Origin of the sequence: Pontibacter silvestris, from assembly GCF_020907275.1 — a bacterium.
In the GTDB taxonomy this organism is placed as follows: Bacteria; Bacteroidota; Bacteroidia; order Cytophagales; family Hymenobacteraceae; genus Pontibacter; species Pontibacter silvestris.
In genome coordinates this window covers 21,298-39,425 of sequence record NZ_JAJJWI010000023.1, presented here as the reverse complement: position 1 = coordinate 39,425, position 18,128 = coordinate 21,298, and the positions used below count along the sequence as shown (strand labels likewise).

Sequence of the window (18,128 nt, the reverse complement as noted above, 5' to 3'; positions counted from 1 at the left end):
GTTAAGCCCTCCTTATTTTAAAGAATCTGTTACATAAGGTAAAATGGCAAGGTGTCTTGCTCTGGCAACAGCCTGAGACACTTTACGCTGAAACTTAAGGCTAGTGCCTGTAAGTCTTCTTGGAAGGATCTTGCCCTGCTCGTTCACAAACTTCAGCAGAAAGTTACCATCCTTATAGTCGATATACTTGATACCGCTTTTCTTGAAACGGCAGTATTTCTGACGATTCTCTTGTTTGTGTACTCTTTCGTTAACTAAGCTCATTATCCTTTAACCTCCTCTTTTTTAGCTTGTGATTTGAACTCCCCGTTTCTTCTGCGCTCGTTGTAAGCCACTGCGTGCTTGTCAAGAACAGTAGTTAAGAAACGAACAACTTTTTCGTCACGGCGGTAAGCCAGCTCAAGCGCGTCAACAATAGAAGTCTCTGCCTTGAATTCTACAAGGTGATAGAAACCAGTTGACTTCTTCTGGATTGGGTAAGCTAGTTTACGAAGACCCCAGTTTTCTTCGTGAATAATGTCGGCGCCATTTTCCTTAAGCACCTGTCTGAACTTCTCGACCGTTTCTTGCATCTGAGCGTCGTTCAACAACGGAGTCAGAATAAAGACCGTTTCGTAATTTCTCAATTCCATTCGGTTCGAATTATAAATTTATTTTAGGGTGCAAATTTAATAGTTTGTATCTACTAAAGCAAATATATCGGGTGATATTATTTTGCCCTTTATGATTGATTCCGAGGAAGTAACAAGAGGTAAATCAAGGTTATAATATATTTAAAGTAGCAGAGGCAATATACTTAATCAAATTATAACTGTATTTTAAAAAGAAACTTTTTACCTGTGTTTGAACATGAAAGCTTGTAATGCGGAATATTTAACTTGTATTCTGATTTGAATATATTATAAAAAATTATAATAAAAATAGGACGGAAAGAAAGATGAAGAGCAAGATCTTATTTAAATTCATTCTAAATAAAAAGCCTCTAAAATGCTTAAAATAGCGTTTTTGCTCATATTTAAACATCTTTAAAGCTGCCTTAAGGTGCAAGTCCAAAAATACACTTATTCTATTTGATTAATGAAATTCGCATAGTAGATTTGTGCCCGTAAGTAATTTCACCATATACATATACTAAACACAAGTGATCTTGGCTATGATTAGCTGTATACTTAAAACCAAACACAACATTTTCTTCGCCTTTCTGCTATCTTTTATAGTTTCATTTGGTGCCTTTGCCCAGGGAGCTAGCGAGCAGGCAGAAGTGGCTACAAGAGGAGTGGAGCCTGGGGCTACAGAAGGCGCATCAGAAGCTGGTGCAGCGGCAGATCCTGCAGTACTTGACGCAGGTGAAGCATTATTTAAAAACAACTGTGCTGCGTGCCACTCTGCTGGTAGCGATGTAGTAGTAGGCCCTGGTTTGCAAGGGGTAACTGAAAGGCATGATGAGGCATGGTTATTACGCTGGATAAAGAACTCGCAGTCTCTTGTTCAGTCAGGCGATGCGGAAGCAGTTGCTGTTTATAATGAGTACAATAAGCAGGCAATGCCTTCTTTTGCTTTTTCTGATGATGAAGTAAAGTCTATCCTGGCTTTTATTGAATCAGGGCAAGGTGTGGCGCAGGCGCCGGCTGCTGGACCTGAAGGTGCCGTGGCAGGCGAGAATGTAGGCCAGGATGCTGTTGGCGCTGTAGGAGGCTACCTAGATATAATTCTGGTAGTGCTGATTATAGTGCTTATCGTATTGGTGGTGACGCTGTTGCTGATATCTTCTGTGCTGAAGAACTATCTGAACAAGAATCGCCAGTTAGATGCATATGATGCTGAAATAGTTAACCAGCGCTTTGACCTTTCTAAAATCTATAAGTCAAAAGCTGTACGCACACTGGTTGTGCTGATTTTTGTGGTTGTTTTACTTGATCTGTCTTTAGATAAAGTAATGGGTGTTGGTATTCAGCAAGGTTATCAGCCAAGGCAGCCGATCGCTTTCTCTCACAAAATACACGCTGGTGATAATCAGATTAACTGTAATTACTGCCATACAACAGTATATAAGAGTAGGAGTGCAAGTATTCCTTCTGCGAACATTTGTATGAACTGCCACAGCCAGATTAAAACAGAATCGCCAGAGATTCAGAAGATATACAGAGCTGTAGAGCGAAACAGACCAATTGAATGGGTGCGTATTCACAACCTGCCTGACTTAGCTTACTTTAACCACTCACAGCACACGCAAGTTGGTGGTATCGAGTGCCAGACCTGCCATGGTCCGATCCAGGAAATGGATGTGGTTTACCAGTATTCTCCACTAACAATGGGCTGGTGTATTAATTGTCACCGCGAAACTCCTCTTAACACAGAAGGAAACGCTTATTACGATAACCTTGTGAAGCTGCATGAAGCTTCCTCTAAAGGTGCGTTTACGGTGGCATCAAATGGTGGTACAGAGTGTTCTAAGTGCCACTATTAATTATAAACTATTAAAAGTATTCGAGTTTTCTAGATATAATATGCAAGACAGAATAAAATACTGGAAAGGAATTGAGGAGTTAGAGAATACTCCGGAATTCGCTAAACATGCTCATAATGAGTTTCCAGAATTCCTGCCGTTAAATGAATCCAAAAGTGAAGGTTCATCTTCTGGAGCGTCTGTTACTAATACTAAAAGAAGAGATTTCCTGAAGCTGTTGGGCTTTAGTGTAGCTGCAGTATCGTTGGCTTCGTGTGAGGCACCAGTAAGAAAAGCAATTCCTTACCTGAATAAGCCTGTTGACCTTGAGCCAGGTGTTGCAAACTGGTACGCATCTACTTATTATTCTCAGGGAGATTACAGCAGTATCTTAATTAAGACACGTGAAGGTCGTCCAATTAAGATCGAGCCAAACCCTACTTCAACACTTACTCCTCTTGGTACAAGCCCTAAAACACAGGCCTCTGTGCTTGGCGTGTATGACAATAACAGATTACGCACCCCTCTTATAAAAGGGAAAGAAGCAGAGTGGGAGCAGGTTGACAGCCAGATTACCTCTGCTTTGAATAGTGTAAATGGTAAAGTTGCCTTTGTTTCAACTACCATTATCAGCCCATCTACAAAGAAGTTAATCAATGAGTTTGGTGGCCGGTTTGGCAACTTTGAGCATGTAGTGTATGATCCGTATTCTGTTTCTGCGCTATTAAATGCAAACGGAGGTGTTGTTCCTGGTTATGACTTCAGCAAAGCTAACATCATAGTTGGTATAAATGCTGACTTCCTTGGAGCTTGGATTGCCTCTACTCCGATTGCAAAGCAATATATTCAAAATAGAAAGGTTTCTTCTGATAATAGGGAGATGTCTCGCCATTATCAGTTCGAAACTCGCCTTTCGATGACAGGTGCTAACGCCGATGTGCGTGTGCCAATCAGACCATCACAGGAGGCTACCTTTGTTGCTGCACTGTACAATAGCATTACTGGGCAGGGTAGCAACGCACCTGAAGGTATTGACAAGAAAGCTTTTGACGCAGCTGTAAGGGATTTAAGAGCTAATAGAGGTAGAGTACTTGTTGTTTCTGGTTCTAATAACCCTGCCGTACAGACCCTTGTAACTGCTATCAACCAGACATTGGGTGCTGAAGGCACTACTATCGATCCTGCTTCTCCTTATTATGTGAAGCAAGGTAATGATGCACAAATGATCCGCCTGATTGAAGAAATGAATGCTGGTACTGTAGGTGCCGTGTTCTTCTACAATGCAAACCCGGCTTACGATCATCCTCTTGCTGCCAGAGTGGCAAGTGGCTTAAAGAAAGTCGGCCTTAAGGTTTCTTTTGCAGAGCGAGTTGATGAAACAGCTGCTTTAGTTGATTTTGTTACGCCAGACAATAACTACTTAGAGTCATGGAATGACCACGAACCTAAGCGAGGTTATTTAAGCCTTACACAACCTGCCCTTAGCCCAATCTTCATGACTCGTCAGATGCAAGACAGTTTGTTGGCATGGAGTGGCAGTAATACTACTTACTACGATTATCTTCGTAATAACTGGAGACCACTTGCTACTGGAGACTTCAACACATTCTGGGAGCAGTCTGTTCATGATGGTGTGCTGGAAAATGGGGCTAGCTTACTGGCCGTAAATACTGCTGTAATAAACCCTATGTCTGTAGGGGCCGCTTTAAGTGCAGCTTCTTCTTCAAGTGCTACTAGTGGTGTAGAGGCTGTTATCTACGAGAAAAGCCAGATAGGACCAGGTAATGATATAAATAATCCTTGGTTGCAAGAAACACCAGACCCAATATCTAAAGCTACCTGGGGTAACTATATCGCTATGCCACGTAGCATGGCTGAGTCTGATGAACTGAAAGTTGTTCAGGGAGATATCGTTAGAGTAACACTGGCAAATGGTACAGCATTAGAGCTTCCTGCGCTTATTCAGCCAGGACAGGCAAGCGGTACAATTGCAATAGCTCTTGGCTATGGACGCGACCTAGAATCTATGCCGGTTGCCAAAGGACTTGGCGCAAATGCTTATCCGCTTATCACTGTTTCGGACAATGCGCTTATTTACAGTGTTCCTGTTAAAATAGAAAAAACAGATGCTAACTCTCCAATTGCGCAGACACAAACGCACCATACTGTTATGGATCGTATTGTTGTGCAGGAGAATACGCTTGCTAAGTATAAGGAGGACCCTAAAGATGTTACAGAGTATGTTCGTATTGCAACGCATGACGGACCTGCTAAACCTGCAACAATTTCTATGTGGGATGACTATGAGTACAAAGACCACCACTGGGGAATGGTTATTGACCTGAACTCTTGTATTGGTTGCGGAGCTTGTACTGTTAGCTGTAATATAGAAAACAATATACCGGTAGTTGGTAAAGCTGAAGTACTTAACCGTCGTGAAATGCACTGGATGCGTATCGATAGATACTATAGTTCTGTAGAGCATAAAGAGGGTGAATACAGCAAGATGGAAGATCCCGCAGATAACCCAGCGGTTATTTTCCAGCCAATGCTTTGCCAGCACTGTAACCACGCTCCATGTGAAACAGTTTGCCCGGTAGCTGCTACTATGCACAGTTCAGAGGGTATTAACCAAATGGCTTATAACCGTTGTGTTGGTACACGTTACTGCGCTAATAACTGCCCTTATAAAGTTCGTCGTTTCAACTGGTTCGCTTATTTCGATAACGAGAAGTTTGCTACACAGAACTATATGATGAACAGCGACCTAGGACAAATGGTGTTAAACCCAGATGTAGTGGTTCGTGCAAGAGGGGTAATGGAAAAATGCAGCTTCTGTGTTCAGCGTGTTCAGTTAGGTAAATTGGAAGCTAAGCGAGAAAGAAGAAGACCGAAAGATGGTGAAATCATAACAGCTTGTGCGCAGTCATGCCCAACAGAAGCGATCATCTTTGGTGATATGCTTGACCCTGAAAGCCGTATCTCTAAGGTATTGGTGAAAGAGCAAGGGGAGCGTGCTTTCCATGTGTTAGAAGAGATCAATACTCAGCCTAACGTTACTTATCTGACAAAAATTAGAAACTTAGCTTAAAATAAAATTTAGAAAGCGTTATGCAGCATGTATCTCCGGTAAGAGAACCTCTTGTAACGGGGGGGAAAACATACCACGACATCACTGAAGATGTCTGCAGACAGGTGGAGGCTAAACCCAACGTGCGTTGGGCCGCTGCCCTTGCTGTTTCCCTGGTAGGTTTAGCTATCTTTATTTATTCCGTTTATCGCACACTCTGGTTTGGTATAGGCGAGTGGGGACTGAATAAAACAGTAGGTTGGGCATGGGATATTACCAACTTCGTGTGGTGGGTAGGTATCGGTCACGCCGGTACGCTTATCTCAGCCGTATTGCTTTTGTTCCGTCAGAAATGGCGCAGTTCTATTAACCGCGCAGCGGAAGCGATGACAATTTTCGCTGTAATTTGTGCGGCAATGTTCCCTGTACTGCACATGGGACGTCCTTGGTTAGCTTATTGGGTACTTCCATTGCCAAACACATTTGGTTCGCTATGGGTAAACTTTAACTCACCGCTTCTTTGGGACGTGTTTGCCATCTCTACATACTTCTCTGTATCATTAGTGTTCTGGTACATAGGCCTTATTCCAGACTTTGCTACCATCCGTGACAGAGCTACAGGTCCAATTGCCAGAAGAGCATATGCTATCTTGTCAATGAACTGGACAGGCTCTGCCAAAGCATGGTCTCGCTATGAAACAGTTTCTCTGATTCTGGCAGGTGTGGCAACTCCTCTGGTACTTTCAGTGCACACCATTGTATCAATGGACTTTGCAACTTCAGTAATCCCAGGCTGGCACACGACTATCTTCCCTCCGTACTTCGTAGCTGGAGCGATTTTCTCTGGTTTCGCGATGGTATTAACACTTATGATTATTACCCGCAAAACATTTAAGCTGGAGGATTACATTACCATGGAACACATTGAGTCCATGAACAAGGTAATTATCACTACAGGTTCTATTGTAGGGGTTGCTTATACAACTGAATTCTTCATTGCCTGGTATTCAGGAGTAGAATATGAAGCTTATGCTTTCATTAACCGCGCTACTGGTCCTTACTGGTGGGCATACTGGTCCATGATGACTTGTAACGTAATTACGCCACAGCTTTTCTGGATTAGAAAAATAAGAAGAAGCGTAACAGCAACCTTTATCATATCTATCTTTGTGAATATTGGTATGTGGTTCGAGCGTTTCGTAATTATTGTAACATCTCTACATAGAGACTACCTGCCATCTTCATGGGCAATGTTCTCTCCATCTATCATCGATATAGGTGTATATGTAGGTACTATAGGTTTGTTTTTTACACTTTTCTTCTTATTCTGTAAATTCTTCCCTGTAGTAAACATGGCTGAAGTAAAAGCGATTTTGAAGTCATCTTCAGAGGTGACTCATCACCACTCACCAGCATCAGGAATGCATGGTACTGCAAAGGGTTCGAACACTAATACACATCACAGCAATGAATAAAAAATTTGTTCTAGGTATCTACGATGACGAGGATGTGCTGCTCACGGCCATCGAGAATGTCCGCGCAGCCGGTACTAAAATTTACGAGGTATTTACTCCGTATCCGATTCACGGTATAGATGATGTGTTAGGAATTAAGCGCTCTCGTTTGCCGATTGTAGCATTTATGTGCGGATTATTCGGTACATGCTTTGCCCTTTGGATGCAGATTTATATGTTAGGTTTTGACTGGCCAATGATCATTGGTGGTAAGCCACACCTGGCTATTCCGTCTTTCATTCCGGTAACGTTTGAGCTGACTGTGCTCTGTGCGGCCTTTGGTATGGTAATCACTTTCTTTATAGTGACTAATTTGAAGCCAACTCTAAAAGTAAGAATGTTAGATAAACGTTCTACAGATGATAAGTTTGTAATGGCCATTGAAGTTAAAGAAGGTACCACAGATTTAGCCGCTTTAAGCAAACTTCTTCGATCTAACGGTGCAATTGAAGTTAATGAGAAGGAGGTAGTAAAATAATGAAACGATTTACAAATCTAGGTTTAAAAGCCTCTGCTATTTTGTTCGCTTCTGCTTTGTTTGTAGCCTGCAGCAATGAACAAGATCCAGGAACGGAATATGCACCAGACATGTATCATTCCATTCCGCTTGATCCATATTCCCAACTGGATGAAAATAAATATAATCCGGGAGGGTTAAACATGCGGGAGCCTGCCAAAGGCACAGTTCCACGTGGTAAACAAGGCTACAATCTTTATTTATCAACTGATACTGCAGAGGTTGCTGGTGTAGAGTTAACAAACCCGCTGCCCTACACTGAAGAAAATCTGGCTGAGGGGAAAGTCCTTTATTCACGTTTTTGCGCGCATTGCCATGGCGCCGAAGGTGATGGTCAAGGCCTGGTAGGTCAGAAATTCAAAGGGGTACCATCGTATACGGCTGGACGTGTTGCTGAGCTTCCTGCAGGGCATATTTTCCATGTAATTACTAAGGGAAGAGGCAGAATGATGCCACACGGCTCACAGGTAAACCCTACTGAACGTTGGAAAATTGTGATGTATGTGCAGCAGTTGCAAAAAGGTGAAACCGGAACAGCAGTTGCAACTGACGAGCAGACAGAAAACGAAGCTGGCGGAGAAACTATTACAGATAATCCTGTAACTGGAACCCCTAATAACTAAGTCTAAGGCGTAATATTTAAAAGGATAATGACAGAAGAAAGACTCATCATTTCCAGAAAAACGAACAATAAGTTTTTCTTAATGATAGCTATAGGTGTCGTATTACTTATAGCAGGAATAATATTCATGGCTGCAGGCGGGGGAGCTGAACATCATGCAGAAGGCGGACATGGAGAAGCCGCTGCTGCTGGTCATGAAGCAGTATCATGGACTAAAAGGCTATTTATAAACCTTTGGTTTAATAATGTATACTTTACTGGTATCTCAGTTATAGGTGTATTCTTTATAGCGGTACAATATGTAGCTTATGCAGGCTGGTCTGCATTGATCAAGAGAGTTCCGGAAGCGTTAACTTCTTACTTACCAGTAGGAGGTGTTATTATGCTGCTTTTATTCCTTATAGGCAGACATGATATTTTTCATTGGACCCATGAAAGTCTGTATGATATAAACAGCCCTGAATATGATCCGATTATTGCTGGTAAAGAAGGGTACCTGAACTTTTGGTTCTTTATAATCAGAATGGTTGCTTACTTTGCTCTTTGGATACTGTTTGCAAACTGGTTAAAAAGAAATTCTCTTGAAGAGGATTTAAACGGAGGAACCGGATATTACCATAAAAGCATCAGAATTTCAGCTGGGTTCCTTGTTATCTTTGGTATAACTTCTTCAACTTCAGCTTGGGACTGGGTACTTTCAATTGATACACACTGGTTCTCTACAATGTTTGGCTGGTATGTATTTGCCAGCTGGTGGGTATCAGGCTTAGCTGCTATTACTCTTTCAGTCATCATTCTAAAGCAGAATGGATACCTGAAAATGGTTAATGCTAACCACCTTCATGACTTGGGTAAATTTGTATTTGCTTTTTCAATATTCTGGACTTACATCTGGTTCTCTCAGTTCCTGTTGTATTGGTATGCAAACATGCCAGAAGAAGTTATTTACTTCCTGGAGCGTTTAGGTGGTAACGAAGGTCACTATAAATGGATATTTTTTGTTAACCTTCTAATAAACTTTGTTTTCCCATTCCTTGTTCTGATGACAAGAGACGCGAAGCGCCAGATGATCATGTTAAAGATTGTAACAATCGCTATACTTATCGGTCACTGGTTAGACTTCTACCTTATGACAATGCCTGGTACGCTTCATGCACAGGGAGGCATCGGATTTATGGAAATAGGCACAGCTTTAATTTTCTTTGGTATCTTCCTTTTAACATTCACTAGAGGACTTACAAAAGCTTCACTTGTTCCTGTAAATCACCCATTCCTGGAGGAGAGTGTTCACCATCATGTTTAGATTATACTAAAAGCGTTATATAATGATTACGTTCGCCATAGGTTTATCAGTCGTTTTATTATTAGTAATCCTGTTCCTGTTGTTCAGGATAGGTACGTTGGCCTCTATTTTCAGAGGTTCTACGCAACGTGCTGCAGGCACTACTAAAACAAGTAACAGAGTTAACAGTACATTGTTGCTGCTGTTTCTTATAGGTGGAGGAGCCGCTTTTGCATGGTCTTTTGCTAGTGCATGGGATACAATGAATCAGCCGCTGGCCTCCGTTCATGGAGCCTGGACAGATAGTCTTTTCTGGACTACCATGATTATTATTGGTATAGTGTTCGTAATAACACAGATTCTGTTATTTACTTACTCTTACAAATATCAACACAAGGATAATAAAAGAGCCTACTACTATCCGCATAACAACAAACTGGAGATTGTCTGGACAATGATTCCAGCAGTTGTTATGGCTATTCTGGTGTTTGCAGGTTGGAAAACATGGACTAAAATCACAAGTGCCGCTCCTGAAGATGCAATGGTAGTTGAAGTGATGGGAAAACAGTTTAACTGGATGGTTAGATATCCGGGAGCTGACGGTGAGCTTGGTGTAGCCAATGTAAACCTGATTGATGCTGTTAACGAATTTGGCGTTGACTTTAGCGATAAAAACGCTATGGATGACTTTATGCCGCGGGAACTTCATGTACCAAAAGGTAGACCAGTATTATTAAAGATCAGGTCACGAGATGTAATTCATAGTGTGTTTATGCCTCATTTCCGTCTTAAGATGGATGCTGTACCTGGTATGCCAACTAAGTTCTGGTTTGTACCTACCAAGTCTACAGAAGACATGCGCAATGAAACAGGCAACCCTGAGTTCAATTACGAGTTAGCTTGTACAGAGGTTTGTGGTAGAGGTCACTTTGCTATGCGTTTCATGGTAGTAGTAGATGAGCCGGAAGATTATGAAAGATGGCTTGCCGAGCAGCCAGCATTTATCGAGCAAAATCCTGATCTTTTAGCTAAGTTTTCAAGTAAGACAGAAGATCAACTAGTGCTTGAGCATAAGGCTGAGAAAAAAGCTGAAGAAGTAAAAACAGAGTTGTAGCATTTAAATTTTTCGACATGTCTAGTACAGATATATCCATCAACGAAGATGTACATCATGCACATGAAGAGCATGATCATCATCACGATCAGAACTTTTTCGAGAAGTACATCTTTAGCCAGGACCATAAAACGATAGGAAAGCAGTTTCTTATCACAGGTATATTCTGGGCTTTTGTTGGAGGCTTCTTATCAATCCTTTTCCGTCTGCAACTGGGTTGGCCAGAGGCAACGTTTACATTCCTCGAGCCTATTTTAGGAGGATGGATTGAAAACGGTAAGCTTAATCCAGAGTTTTACCTGGCCTTGGTTACCATGCACGGTACCATCATGGTATTCTTTGTGTTAACTGCAGGTTTGAGCGGTACGTTCTTTAACTTTCTTATTCCGCTGCAGATTGGAGCACGGGATATGGCTTCAGGTTTTATGAACATGCTGTCATACTGGTTCTTCTTCCTTGCAAGTGTTATTCTGTTTACTTCTCTTTTCCTTGAAACAGGACCTGCAGCAGGTGGTTGGACAGTATACCCTCCTTTGAGTGCTTTGCCAGAAGCTCTGGCTGGTTCCGGTAGCGGTATGACCTTGTGGTTAATTGCTATGGCTCTTTTTATTGTGTCTCAATTACTAGGTGGTGTAAACTATATCACAACTGTAATAAACCTGAGAACAAAAGGTATGTCAATGACAAAAATGCCTTTAACAATCTGGGCCTTCTTCCTGACAGCTATCCTGGGGCTTTTAGCATTCCCTGTTTTGTTCTCAGCTGCATTGTTGCTGATTTTTGACAGAAGCTTCGGTACTAGCTTCTTCTTGTCTGATATTTACATTGGTGGGCAAGCTTTAGCACACAGTGGTGGTAGCCCAATTCTTTTCCAGCACTTGTTCTGGTTCTTAGGTCACCCTGAAGTGTACATTGTAATTATGCCAGCATTTGGTATTGTGTCTGAAGTAATTACTACCAATTCTCGTAAGCCTATTTTTGGTTACAGAGCTATGATTGGTTCCCTAATGGGTATTGCGCTCCTTTCTTTCGTAGTATGGGCGCACCACATGTTCGTTTCCGGCATGAACCCGTTCCTTGGTTCGGTGTTTATGTTTTTGACCCTAATCATTGCGGTACCTTCAGCTGTTAAAGTTTTCAACTGGCTGGCAACACTCTGGAGAGCAAATATCCGCTTTACATCGGCTATGATGTTTGCTATTGGTTTCGTATCTCTGTTTATTTCAGGTGGTCTGACAGGTATTATTCTGGGTAACTCATCTCTTGATATTCAGTTGCATGATACATACTTTGTTGTAGCTCACTTCCACCTGGTAATGGGTGCAGCAGCTTTCTTTGGTATGTTCTGTGGTGTTTACCACTGGTTCCCTAAAATGTTTGGCCGTATGATGGATGAGAAGTTAGGTTTCGTTCACTTCTGGCTTACTTTTGTGTCAGTTTATCTGGTGTTTATGCCAATGCACTACTTGGGTATTGCCGGTTTCCCAAGACGATACTACACATGGACAGGTTTTGAAGCATTCAATGTCTTTACTGATATGAACACTTTCATTAGTATTGCAGCCATACTTGGCTTCAGTGCACAGTTTATCTTCCTGTTCAACTTTGTGTATAGCATCTTTAAAGGTCGTCGTGCTACAGCTAACCCTTGGCATGCAAATACTTTAGAATGGACTACCCCTGTATTACCAGGGCATGGTAACTGGCCAGGTGAAATTCCTGCAGTATACAGATGGCCTTATGACTACAGTAAGCCAGGTGCTGCTGAAGATTTTATTCCACAAACAGTACCTTTCTCTGAAACGCAATCTTCAAACTTGCCCCAGGAGAAAGATTTTGAATAGGTTTGATGTCAAATAAATCTTTTAAAAAAAGGTTTAGAAATATTGGAGTAGTAACAGTTGTTTCTGTTTACTTCCTAATATTAGTCGGAGGAGTCGTGCGAAGCACAGGTTCAGGAATGGGTTGCCCTGACTGGCCTAAGTGCTTTGGCAGTTGGGTTCCTCCGACTGATGTTAGCCAATTACCAGATGATTACCTTGAGGTTTACAAGGAAAAGCGTATTGAGAAAAATAAAAGGCTTGCAGCTACTTTAGAGAAAGCTGGTTTTACAGAAGTTGCATCCCAAATTTTTTCACATCCAAATCAGTTCATTGAAACTGAATTCAATGCTACCAAAACTTGGATTGAATATGTTAATCGCTTACTAGGTGTACTTATAGGTATTTTTATTTTTTTAACGGTCGTTTTTTCTTTCCCTTTTTTAAAATCTGATAAAACGGTTTTTATGCTGGCTTTAGCCAGTTTTATTTTAGTTGGATTACAGGGCTGGATAGGTTCACTAGTTGTTTCTACAAACCTGTTGCCAGTTATGATTACTATTCATATGGCACTGGCTTTAGTTTTGGTTGCTTTACTGCAATATGCTGTAGCCAGAGCTCAAAGAGATAGTTTTGAAAGCCTCTTTAGTTTCTCGTCACAGATAAATTTGTTATTGTGGATTGTGGCGATTGTAACTTTTGTGCAGATATTGCTGGGGACTCAGGTAAGAGAAGAAGTTGATCTGGTCGCTTTCATGATGAATGGCTTAGATCGTGGAAGTTGGGTTGATAAGCTGGGAATTAACTTTTATGTACACAGGTCATTTTCAATAGTTGTTTTGGCTCTGCATATATATTTGGCTTATCTGATTTACAAGTTAAATGACAGAAGGCTAAAATTCTTAACAAACCAGATGTTGATACTAGTAGGTGTTGAAGTGATGTTCGGAATAGTGTTGGCATATTTTGCAATACCTCCTGTTTTACAGCCTTTGCACCTTACGCTGGCTGCACTTCTGTTTGGTGTGCAGTTTCAAATGTTGATTTTTTATCATTATGCCTCTCGTAAGGCTGTAAGCAAGCAAGTAGTAGTTTCTAAATAATGTTATCAAGTAAAGTTGAACCACTACTGCCTAATTTTTCTATGGCACAAAAAGCAAAAGCATATTTCCAGCTTCTTAAGTTCAGATTAAGCTTTACGGTTGCTTTTTCTAGTGCTATTGGATATTTACTTGGGCATATTCATGCTTCTTTTCTTGAAATAGTAATGATAATGTTAGGTGGGCTCCTGGTAACAGGTTCTGCTAACATCATCAATCAGATTCTGGAGAAGGACCTGGATAAACTAATGAAGCGTACGGCAAAAAGGCCGCTTCCAACTAAACAAGTTACTGTAACTGAAGCATTAGTGTTTTGTTGTTTACTTGGAATAGCCGGAGTAATTTTATTAGCCTTCTTTTTCAACCCTTTAGCTGCGGCTCTGTCTCTGCTGTCTCTTGTGCTGTATGGCTTTGTTTATACTCCGCTTAAGCGTATAAATCCTATATGTGTGTTTGTTGGTGCCATACCAGGCGCAATGCCTCCATTAATAGGATGGGTAGCTGCTACAGGAACATTGAGTGTAGAAGGTTGGATATTATTCGGTATACAGTTTATATGGCAGTTCCCTCATTTTTGGGCGATTGCCTGGGTGTTAGATGATGATTATAAAAAGGCAGGTTTTAAAATGCTTCCTATGGAAGGAGGTAAAAATTTAAAAACCGCTATTCAGATTATGATTTATACACTTGTGCTGATTCCACTTAGCTTGCTTCCATTGCAGTTTGGTATGACCGGCACAACGTCTGCTTTTATTGCAGTATTATGTGGTGTGTTATTTTTGGCTCAGACATTTTATTTAATGAGAACCTGCTCTAAAAAAGCAGCCATGAATATTATGTTCGGGTCTTTTTTGTATCTGCCTATCGTGCAGATAGCTTTTGTTTTAGATAAAGTAAACCTATAGATATGGTTGCCAGATCATTTGATGAAAATAAATCAACTACAGGAATTCATCCTTTAAAATTTTCCCTGTGGTTGATTATTATTAGTATTATTATGATGTTTGCAGCATTTACCAGCGCATACATTGTAAGAAGAGAAGAGGGGAACTGGCTTGAGTTTGATTTGCCAAGCATACTGCTGATAAATACTGTAGTTATTGTGCTTAGTAGTGTTACAATGCAGCTAGCACATAATTCAGCTAAAAGTAATAACCTGCAAACACTTAAACTGATGCTTTTGCTAACATTAGGTTTGGGTATTGCGTTTTTAGTAGGTCAATGGTACGGATGGTCAGAGCTGGTTCATAATAATGTTTATTTTGGTGGTTCAACAAGTAACCCCGCTGGTTCATTTTTATATGTTCTGACAGGTGTTCATGGGTTCCACATTATTACAGGTTTGATCTTTGTGCTTATTGTGCTAATGTCTAGTATGAAGTACAAGGTTCATTCAAAAAATATGCTCCGTATACAGTTATGTACCATTTATTGGCACTTTTTAGGCGGACTTTGGCTATATTTGTACATCTTCTTAAGATTAAATCACTAAACACGTTTTTTTCAATACATACATAATCTATGTCTACTTCAACTACGCTGGAAACGCCTAGCACAGGCACATGGGATGGTGGTAATGAGCCATTAAAAGCTAGCTATGGAAAACTGATGATGTGGTTTTTCCTGCTTTCTGATGCATTTACGTTTGGTGCGTTTCTAATTGTATATGGCTTGTCCCGTCATAAGCATTTACCTTATACAGGCGAACCTGAGGCATTTACCTTTTCTACCCAATGGTGGCCTATTCCTGAGAAAGTTTTTAATGCTTTTCCTGGTTTTCATGGTGTAGATCTGCCGTTAGCTTTTGTGGCTTTGATGACTATGATCCTGATTCTTAGTTCTGTGACAATGGTATTAGCCGTTGAAGCAGGACATCGTATGGATAAGAATGATGTACAGAAGTGGTTATTGTGGACCATCTTGTTTGGTGCTACCTTCTTAGGTTGCCAGGCTTGGGAGTGGGCTCACTTTATAACAGGTACTGAAGAGGGAATGATGTTAGCGGATGGTACCAGGATAATTGGCGCGAACCTGACAGTAAACCAATATGGTCCTCCGTTGTTTGCCGATTTGTTCTTTTTTATAACTGGTTTCCACGGAACACACGTGTTTTCAGGAGTAATTCTTTTAATTATAATATTCTTGAATACCGTTTACGGCACTTACCAGAAACGTGGTCACTACGAAATGGTGGAGAAAGTAGGTTTGTACTGGCATTTTGTAGACCTTGTTTGGGTATTCGTGTTTACATTCTTCTACCTGATCTAATTAGTTTAAATTTGATAAATAACCCTTTACAGTTGCTTTAGTATAAATTATAAAGGGATTTAAATTTATAAAGACAAGAATATTATGGCAATGCATACTGATCACGGTCACGATGACTATAACCAAACTGGTGAAATTCCAGCGCCACAGACAAAAGCTATCTGGAAAACATTTGGAATACTAGTTGCTTTAACTGCTCTGGAGTTCTTGATAGCGTTTACGATGGATGCTGGAACAGCTAGAAATGCTATCTTCATTATCCTTACTATTTTCAAAGCTTTCTTTATTGTGGCAGAGTTTATGCACTTAAAGCACGAAACAAAAGCCCTTATATGGATGGTAATGCTGCCGATGGCACTTGTTGTGTGGCTTATGGTAGCGCTAATTTCAGAGGGTAGCTACTATTTTGATTCTGTTACAAACTACTTTAATTAAAAGTCTGAATGAATAATTTAAAGGCACTAATATTAGGTCTCCTACTATTAGTGCCTATTCTTGTTTTTATATTCATTACTGTTTTCGGCGAACATCACTTTGCTTTAAAAACTTATTTCCCGGAAACTGATGCCACAGGTGCTGTTGTAAGAAATACGGAGGGCGATACTGTTTTTCATCGTGTACCTGCTTTTATGCTGACTTCACAGCAAGGAGAGACAATAACACCAGCTAAATTTGAGGAGGGTGTTTATGTGGTCAACTTCTTCTTTGCTACTTGCCCCGGCATTTGTAAAAAAATGTCTTCCCAAATGGTACGGATTCAGGAGAAGTTTAGAAACGAATCTTCGGTAAAACTTGTCTCTATAACTATTAACCCGGAACATGATTCTGTTTCTGTATTGCAAGACTATGCCGCGCAATACGGAGCCAATAATGAGCAATGGTATTTCCTGACAGGTCCACGCGATCAAATCTATAATTTAGCCACAGAAGGCTTTTATCTTCCGGTACAGCAAGTTGAGGGACAGCAGGATTTTATTCACAGCGAAAAGTTTATGCTTGTAGATAAGAATCAACGGATCAGAGGTGTTTATGATGGTACAGACCCAAAGGATGTTGACCGACTGGTAACAGAAATAAATGTATTACTTGATGGATACAGTAAAAGCAAATAGTGCTATAACTTCTACAAAGGACAAGCGCTTTTTAACAATAATAGCAGTGCTATCGGTAGTTATACCAATTGTTGTAGCTACTCTTTTTTATATGCCTAAGGCTGGAGATAGTAATCTTGATGTTACTTTTTTACCCACTTTCCATGCTATATTAAACTCTCTTACTGCTATAGCCTTACTAGTCGGGTATTATAATATTAAGAGAAAGTATAATGCTAAAACACACCGGGCTGCTATGTTAGTTGCCTTTGGTTTATCATCCGTTTTTCTGGTGTCTTATGTGACTTACCATTATATTGGAGAAAGTACTGCGTATGGAGGTGAGGGAGTATTAAGGTACATTTATTACTTTATTCTGGTGACACACATTGTATTGGCAGCTGTAATTGTACCTCTTGTGTTGCTTTCCGTATACTTTGGAATAACAAATCAGTTGGCGCGCCATCGGAAAATATCAAGGTGGACTTTTCCCCTGTGGTTATATGTAGCTATAACAGGTGTGTTGGTTTATATACTAATTTCGCCTTACTATGCCTGGAATCAGTAAGCGAACTTAATCTGGAAACATGTTATGAAGCTTAGTTTAAATAAAATTTTTGTTGCTGTTGTAACAGCCTTTATCATATCTTTTGCTACTACAGATGCTTATAGCCAATGTGCTATGTGCCGTGCTACAGTAGAGTCTAATGTTGGTACTGGTAGTCGCCATGGTGAACATGAATCTGAGGTAGGTTCTGGGCTTAATACGGGAATACTTTACCTGATGGCTATTCCTTACCTTTTAGTTGGTACCGTAGGCTTTCTGTGGTATCAAAAGAGCCGTAAGCAGAAAAATGGGTAACCCATCTAAAGTAGGTGCTATACTTGCTTGCCGTTGCCCCCGTTGCAGAAGAGGAGAAGTCTTTACTCACTCTTTTCTTAACCTGAACAAGTTTGATCAAATGCATAAAAGCTGCCCCGTTTGCGGCTTGTGGTATGAGGTTGAAGTTGGGTTATTTTGGGGAGCTATGTACATTAGCTATGGTTTTTCTGTAGGTATTGTGTTGGCAGTAGGCATTCTGCTTTACTATTTTGCAAATGACCCTCCTACGTGGGTCTATGTGGTAGTTGTAGCTGTTGTTGTTTTACTCTCTACTACCTTACTTTTTAGATATGCCAGAATTCTGATGCTCTATTATTTTTCTGGAATTAATTACGACCCTTCTTACAAGCAGCAATAATTGCTTTTTGAATCAATGGGTGTTGTCTTACGTTTTGTTTAAA

19 protein-coding genes are annotated in these 18,128 nt (G+C 40.6%); 17 read left to right on the top strand and 2 right to left on the bottom strand.

Annotation, left to right across the window (positions count from 1 at the left end):
• Positions 1-12: 12 nt before the first annotated feature.
• Positions 13-264, bottom strand: coding sequence for a 30S ribosomal protein S18 (rpsR, locus tag LN995_RS17900; protein WP_007652662.1), 252 nt, complete (start codon positions 262-264; stop codon positions 13-15).
• Positions 264-632 (bottom strand): 30S ribosomal protein S6, encoded by a 369-nt coding sequence (gene rpsF / locus LN995_RS17895; RefSeq protein ID WP_229962458.1) that lies wholly within the window; start codon positions 630-632, stop codon positions 264-266. Before rpsF ends, rpsR begins: the two co-directional genes overlap by 1 nt.
• Positions 633-1,153: 521 nt before the next feature.
• Between rpsF and LN995_RS17890 the strand changes: the two genes are divergently transcribed.
• The 17 genes from LN995_RS17890 (at position 1,154) to LN995_RS17810 (ending at position 18,085) form a co-directional block, all read left to right on the top strand.
• Positions 1,154-2,467 carry a c-type cytochrome gene (locus tag LN995_RS17890; protein WP_229962457.1) on the top strand — a complete coding sequence of 438 codons (1,314 nt, stop codon included), beginning with the start codon at positions 1,154-1,156 and terminating at the stop codon, positions 2,465-2,467.
• A 40-nt stretch (positions 2,468-2,507) separates the two neighbouring features.
• Positions 2,508-5,537 (top strand): TAT-variant-translocated molybdopterin oxidoreductase, encoded by a 3,030-nt coding sequence (locus tag LN995_RS17885; RefSeq protein ID WP_229962456.1) that lies wholly within the window; start codon positions 2,508-2,510, stop codon positions 5,535-5,537.
• A 20-nt stretch (positions 5,538-5,557) separates the two neighbouring features.
• Positions 5,558-6,991, top strand: coding sequence for an NrfD/PsrC family molybdoenzyme membrane anchor subunit (gene nrfD, locus LN995_RS17880; protein WP_229962455.1), 1,434 nt, complete (start codon positions 5,558-5,560; stop codon positions 6,989-6,991).
• Complete coding sequence (locus LN995_RS17875; RefSeq protein WP_229962454.1) at positions 6,984-7,508, top strand: DUF3341 domain-containing protein; 525 nt, start codon at positions 6,984-6,986, stop codon at positions 7,506-7,508. Before nrfD ends, LN995_RS17875 begins: the two co-directional genes overlap by 8 nt.
• Positions 7,508-8,170 (top strand): c-type cytochrome, encoded by a 663-nt coding sequence (locus tag LN995_RS17870; RefSeq protein WP_229962453.1) that lies wholly within the window; start codon positions 7,508-7,510, stop codon positions 8,168-8,170. The genes LN995_RS17875 and LN995_RS17870 overlap by 1 nt, the downstream gene beginning before the upstream one ends.
• Positions 8,171-8,197: 27 nt before the next feature.
• Positions 8,198-9,472 carry a quinol:cytochrome C oxidoreductase gene (locus LN995_RS17865; protein WP_229962452.1) on the top strand — a complete coding sequence of 425 codons (1,275 nt, stop codon included), beginning with the start codon at positions 8,198-8,200 and terminating at the stop codon, positions 9,470-9,472.
• 22 nt (positions 9,473-9,494) lie between these two features.
• Entirely contained in the window at positions 9,495-10,565 is a 1,071-nt protein-coding gene (locus LN995_RS17860; protein ID WP_229962451.1) for a cytochrome c oxidase subunit II, read from the top strand.
• A 17-nt stretch (positions 10,566-10,582) separates the two neighbouring features.
• The gene (locus tag LN995_RS17855) at positions 10,583-12,409 is read left to right on the top strand and encodes a cytochrome c oxidase subunit I (RefSeq protein WP_229962450.1); all 1,827 of its coding nucleotides are present in this window, start codon (positions 10,583-10,585) and stop codon (positions 12,407-12,409) included.
• Positions 12,410-12,414: 5 nt separating this feature from the next.
• Entirely contained in the window at positions 12,415-13,488 is a 1,074-nt protein-coding gene (locus LN995_RS17850; protein WP_229962449.1) for a COX15/CtaA family protein, read from the top strand.
• Between the two features lie 41 nt (positions 13,489-13,529).
• Complete coding sequence (gene cyoE, locus LN995_RS17845; protein ID WP_229962448.1) at positions 13,530-14,390, top strand: heme o synthase; 861 nt, start codon at positions 13,530-13,532, stop codon at positions 14,388-14,390.
• Between the two features lie 2 nt (positions 14,391-14,392).
• Positions 14,393-14,977, top strand: a complete 585-nt coding sequence (locus LN995_RS17840) for a cytochrome c oxidase subunit 3 (RefSeq protein WP_229962447.1) — start codon at positions 14,393-14,395, stop codon at positions 14,975-14,977.
• 29 nt (positions 14,978-15,006) lie between these two features.
• Positions 15,007-15,753, top strand: coding sequence for a cytochrome c oxidase subunit 3 (locus tag LN995_RS17835; RefSeq protein ID WP_229962446.1), 747 nt, complete (start codon positions 15,007-15,009; stop codon positions 15,751-15,753).
• A gap of 84 nt (positions 15,754-15,837) precedes the next feature.
• Positions 15,838-16,188 carry a cytochrome C oxidase subunit IV family protein gene (locus tag LN995_RS17830; RefSeq protein ID WP_229962445.1) on the top strand — a complete coding sequence of 117 codons (351 nt, stop codon included), beginning with the start codon at positions 15,838-15,840 and terminating at the stop codon, positions 16,186-16,188.
• Positions 16,189-16,196: 8 nt separating this feature from the next.
• Entirely contained in the window at positions 16,197-16,865 is a 669-nt protein-coding gene (locus LN995_RS17825) for an SCO family protein (protein WP_229962444.1), read from the top strand.
• On the top strand, positions 16,843-17,412 hold the full coding sequence (locus LN995_RS17820) for a DUF420 domain-containing protein (protein ID WP_229962443.1): 570 nt from the start codon (positions 16,843-16,845) through the stop codon (positions 17,410-17,412). The genes LN995_RS17825 and LN995_RS17820 overlap by 23 nt, the downstream gene beginning before the upstream one ends.
• 24 nt (positions 17,413-17,436) lie before the next feature.
• Positions 17,437-17,706, top strand: a complete 270-nt coding sequence (locus LN995_RS17815) for a hypothetical protein (RefSeq protein ID WP_229962442.1) — start codon at positions 17,437-17,439, stop codon at positions 17,704-17,706.
• On the top strand, positions 17,699-18,085 hold the full coding sequence (locus tag LN995_RS17810) for a DUF983 domain-containing protein (RefSeq protein ID WP_229962441.1): 387 nt from the start codon (positions 17,699-17,701) through the stop codon (positions 18,083-18,085). Before LN995_RS17815 ends, LN995_RS17810 begins: the two co-directional genes overlap by 8 nt.
• The last annotated feature ends 43 nt before the right edge of the window (positions 18,086-18,128 follow it).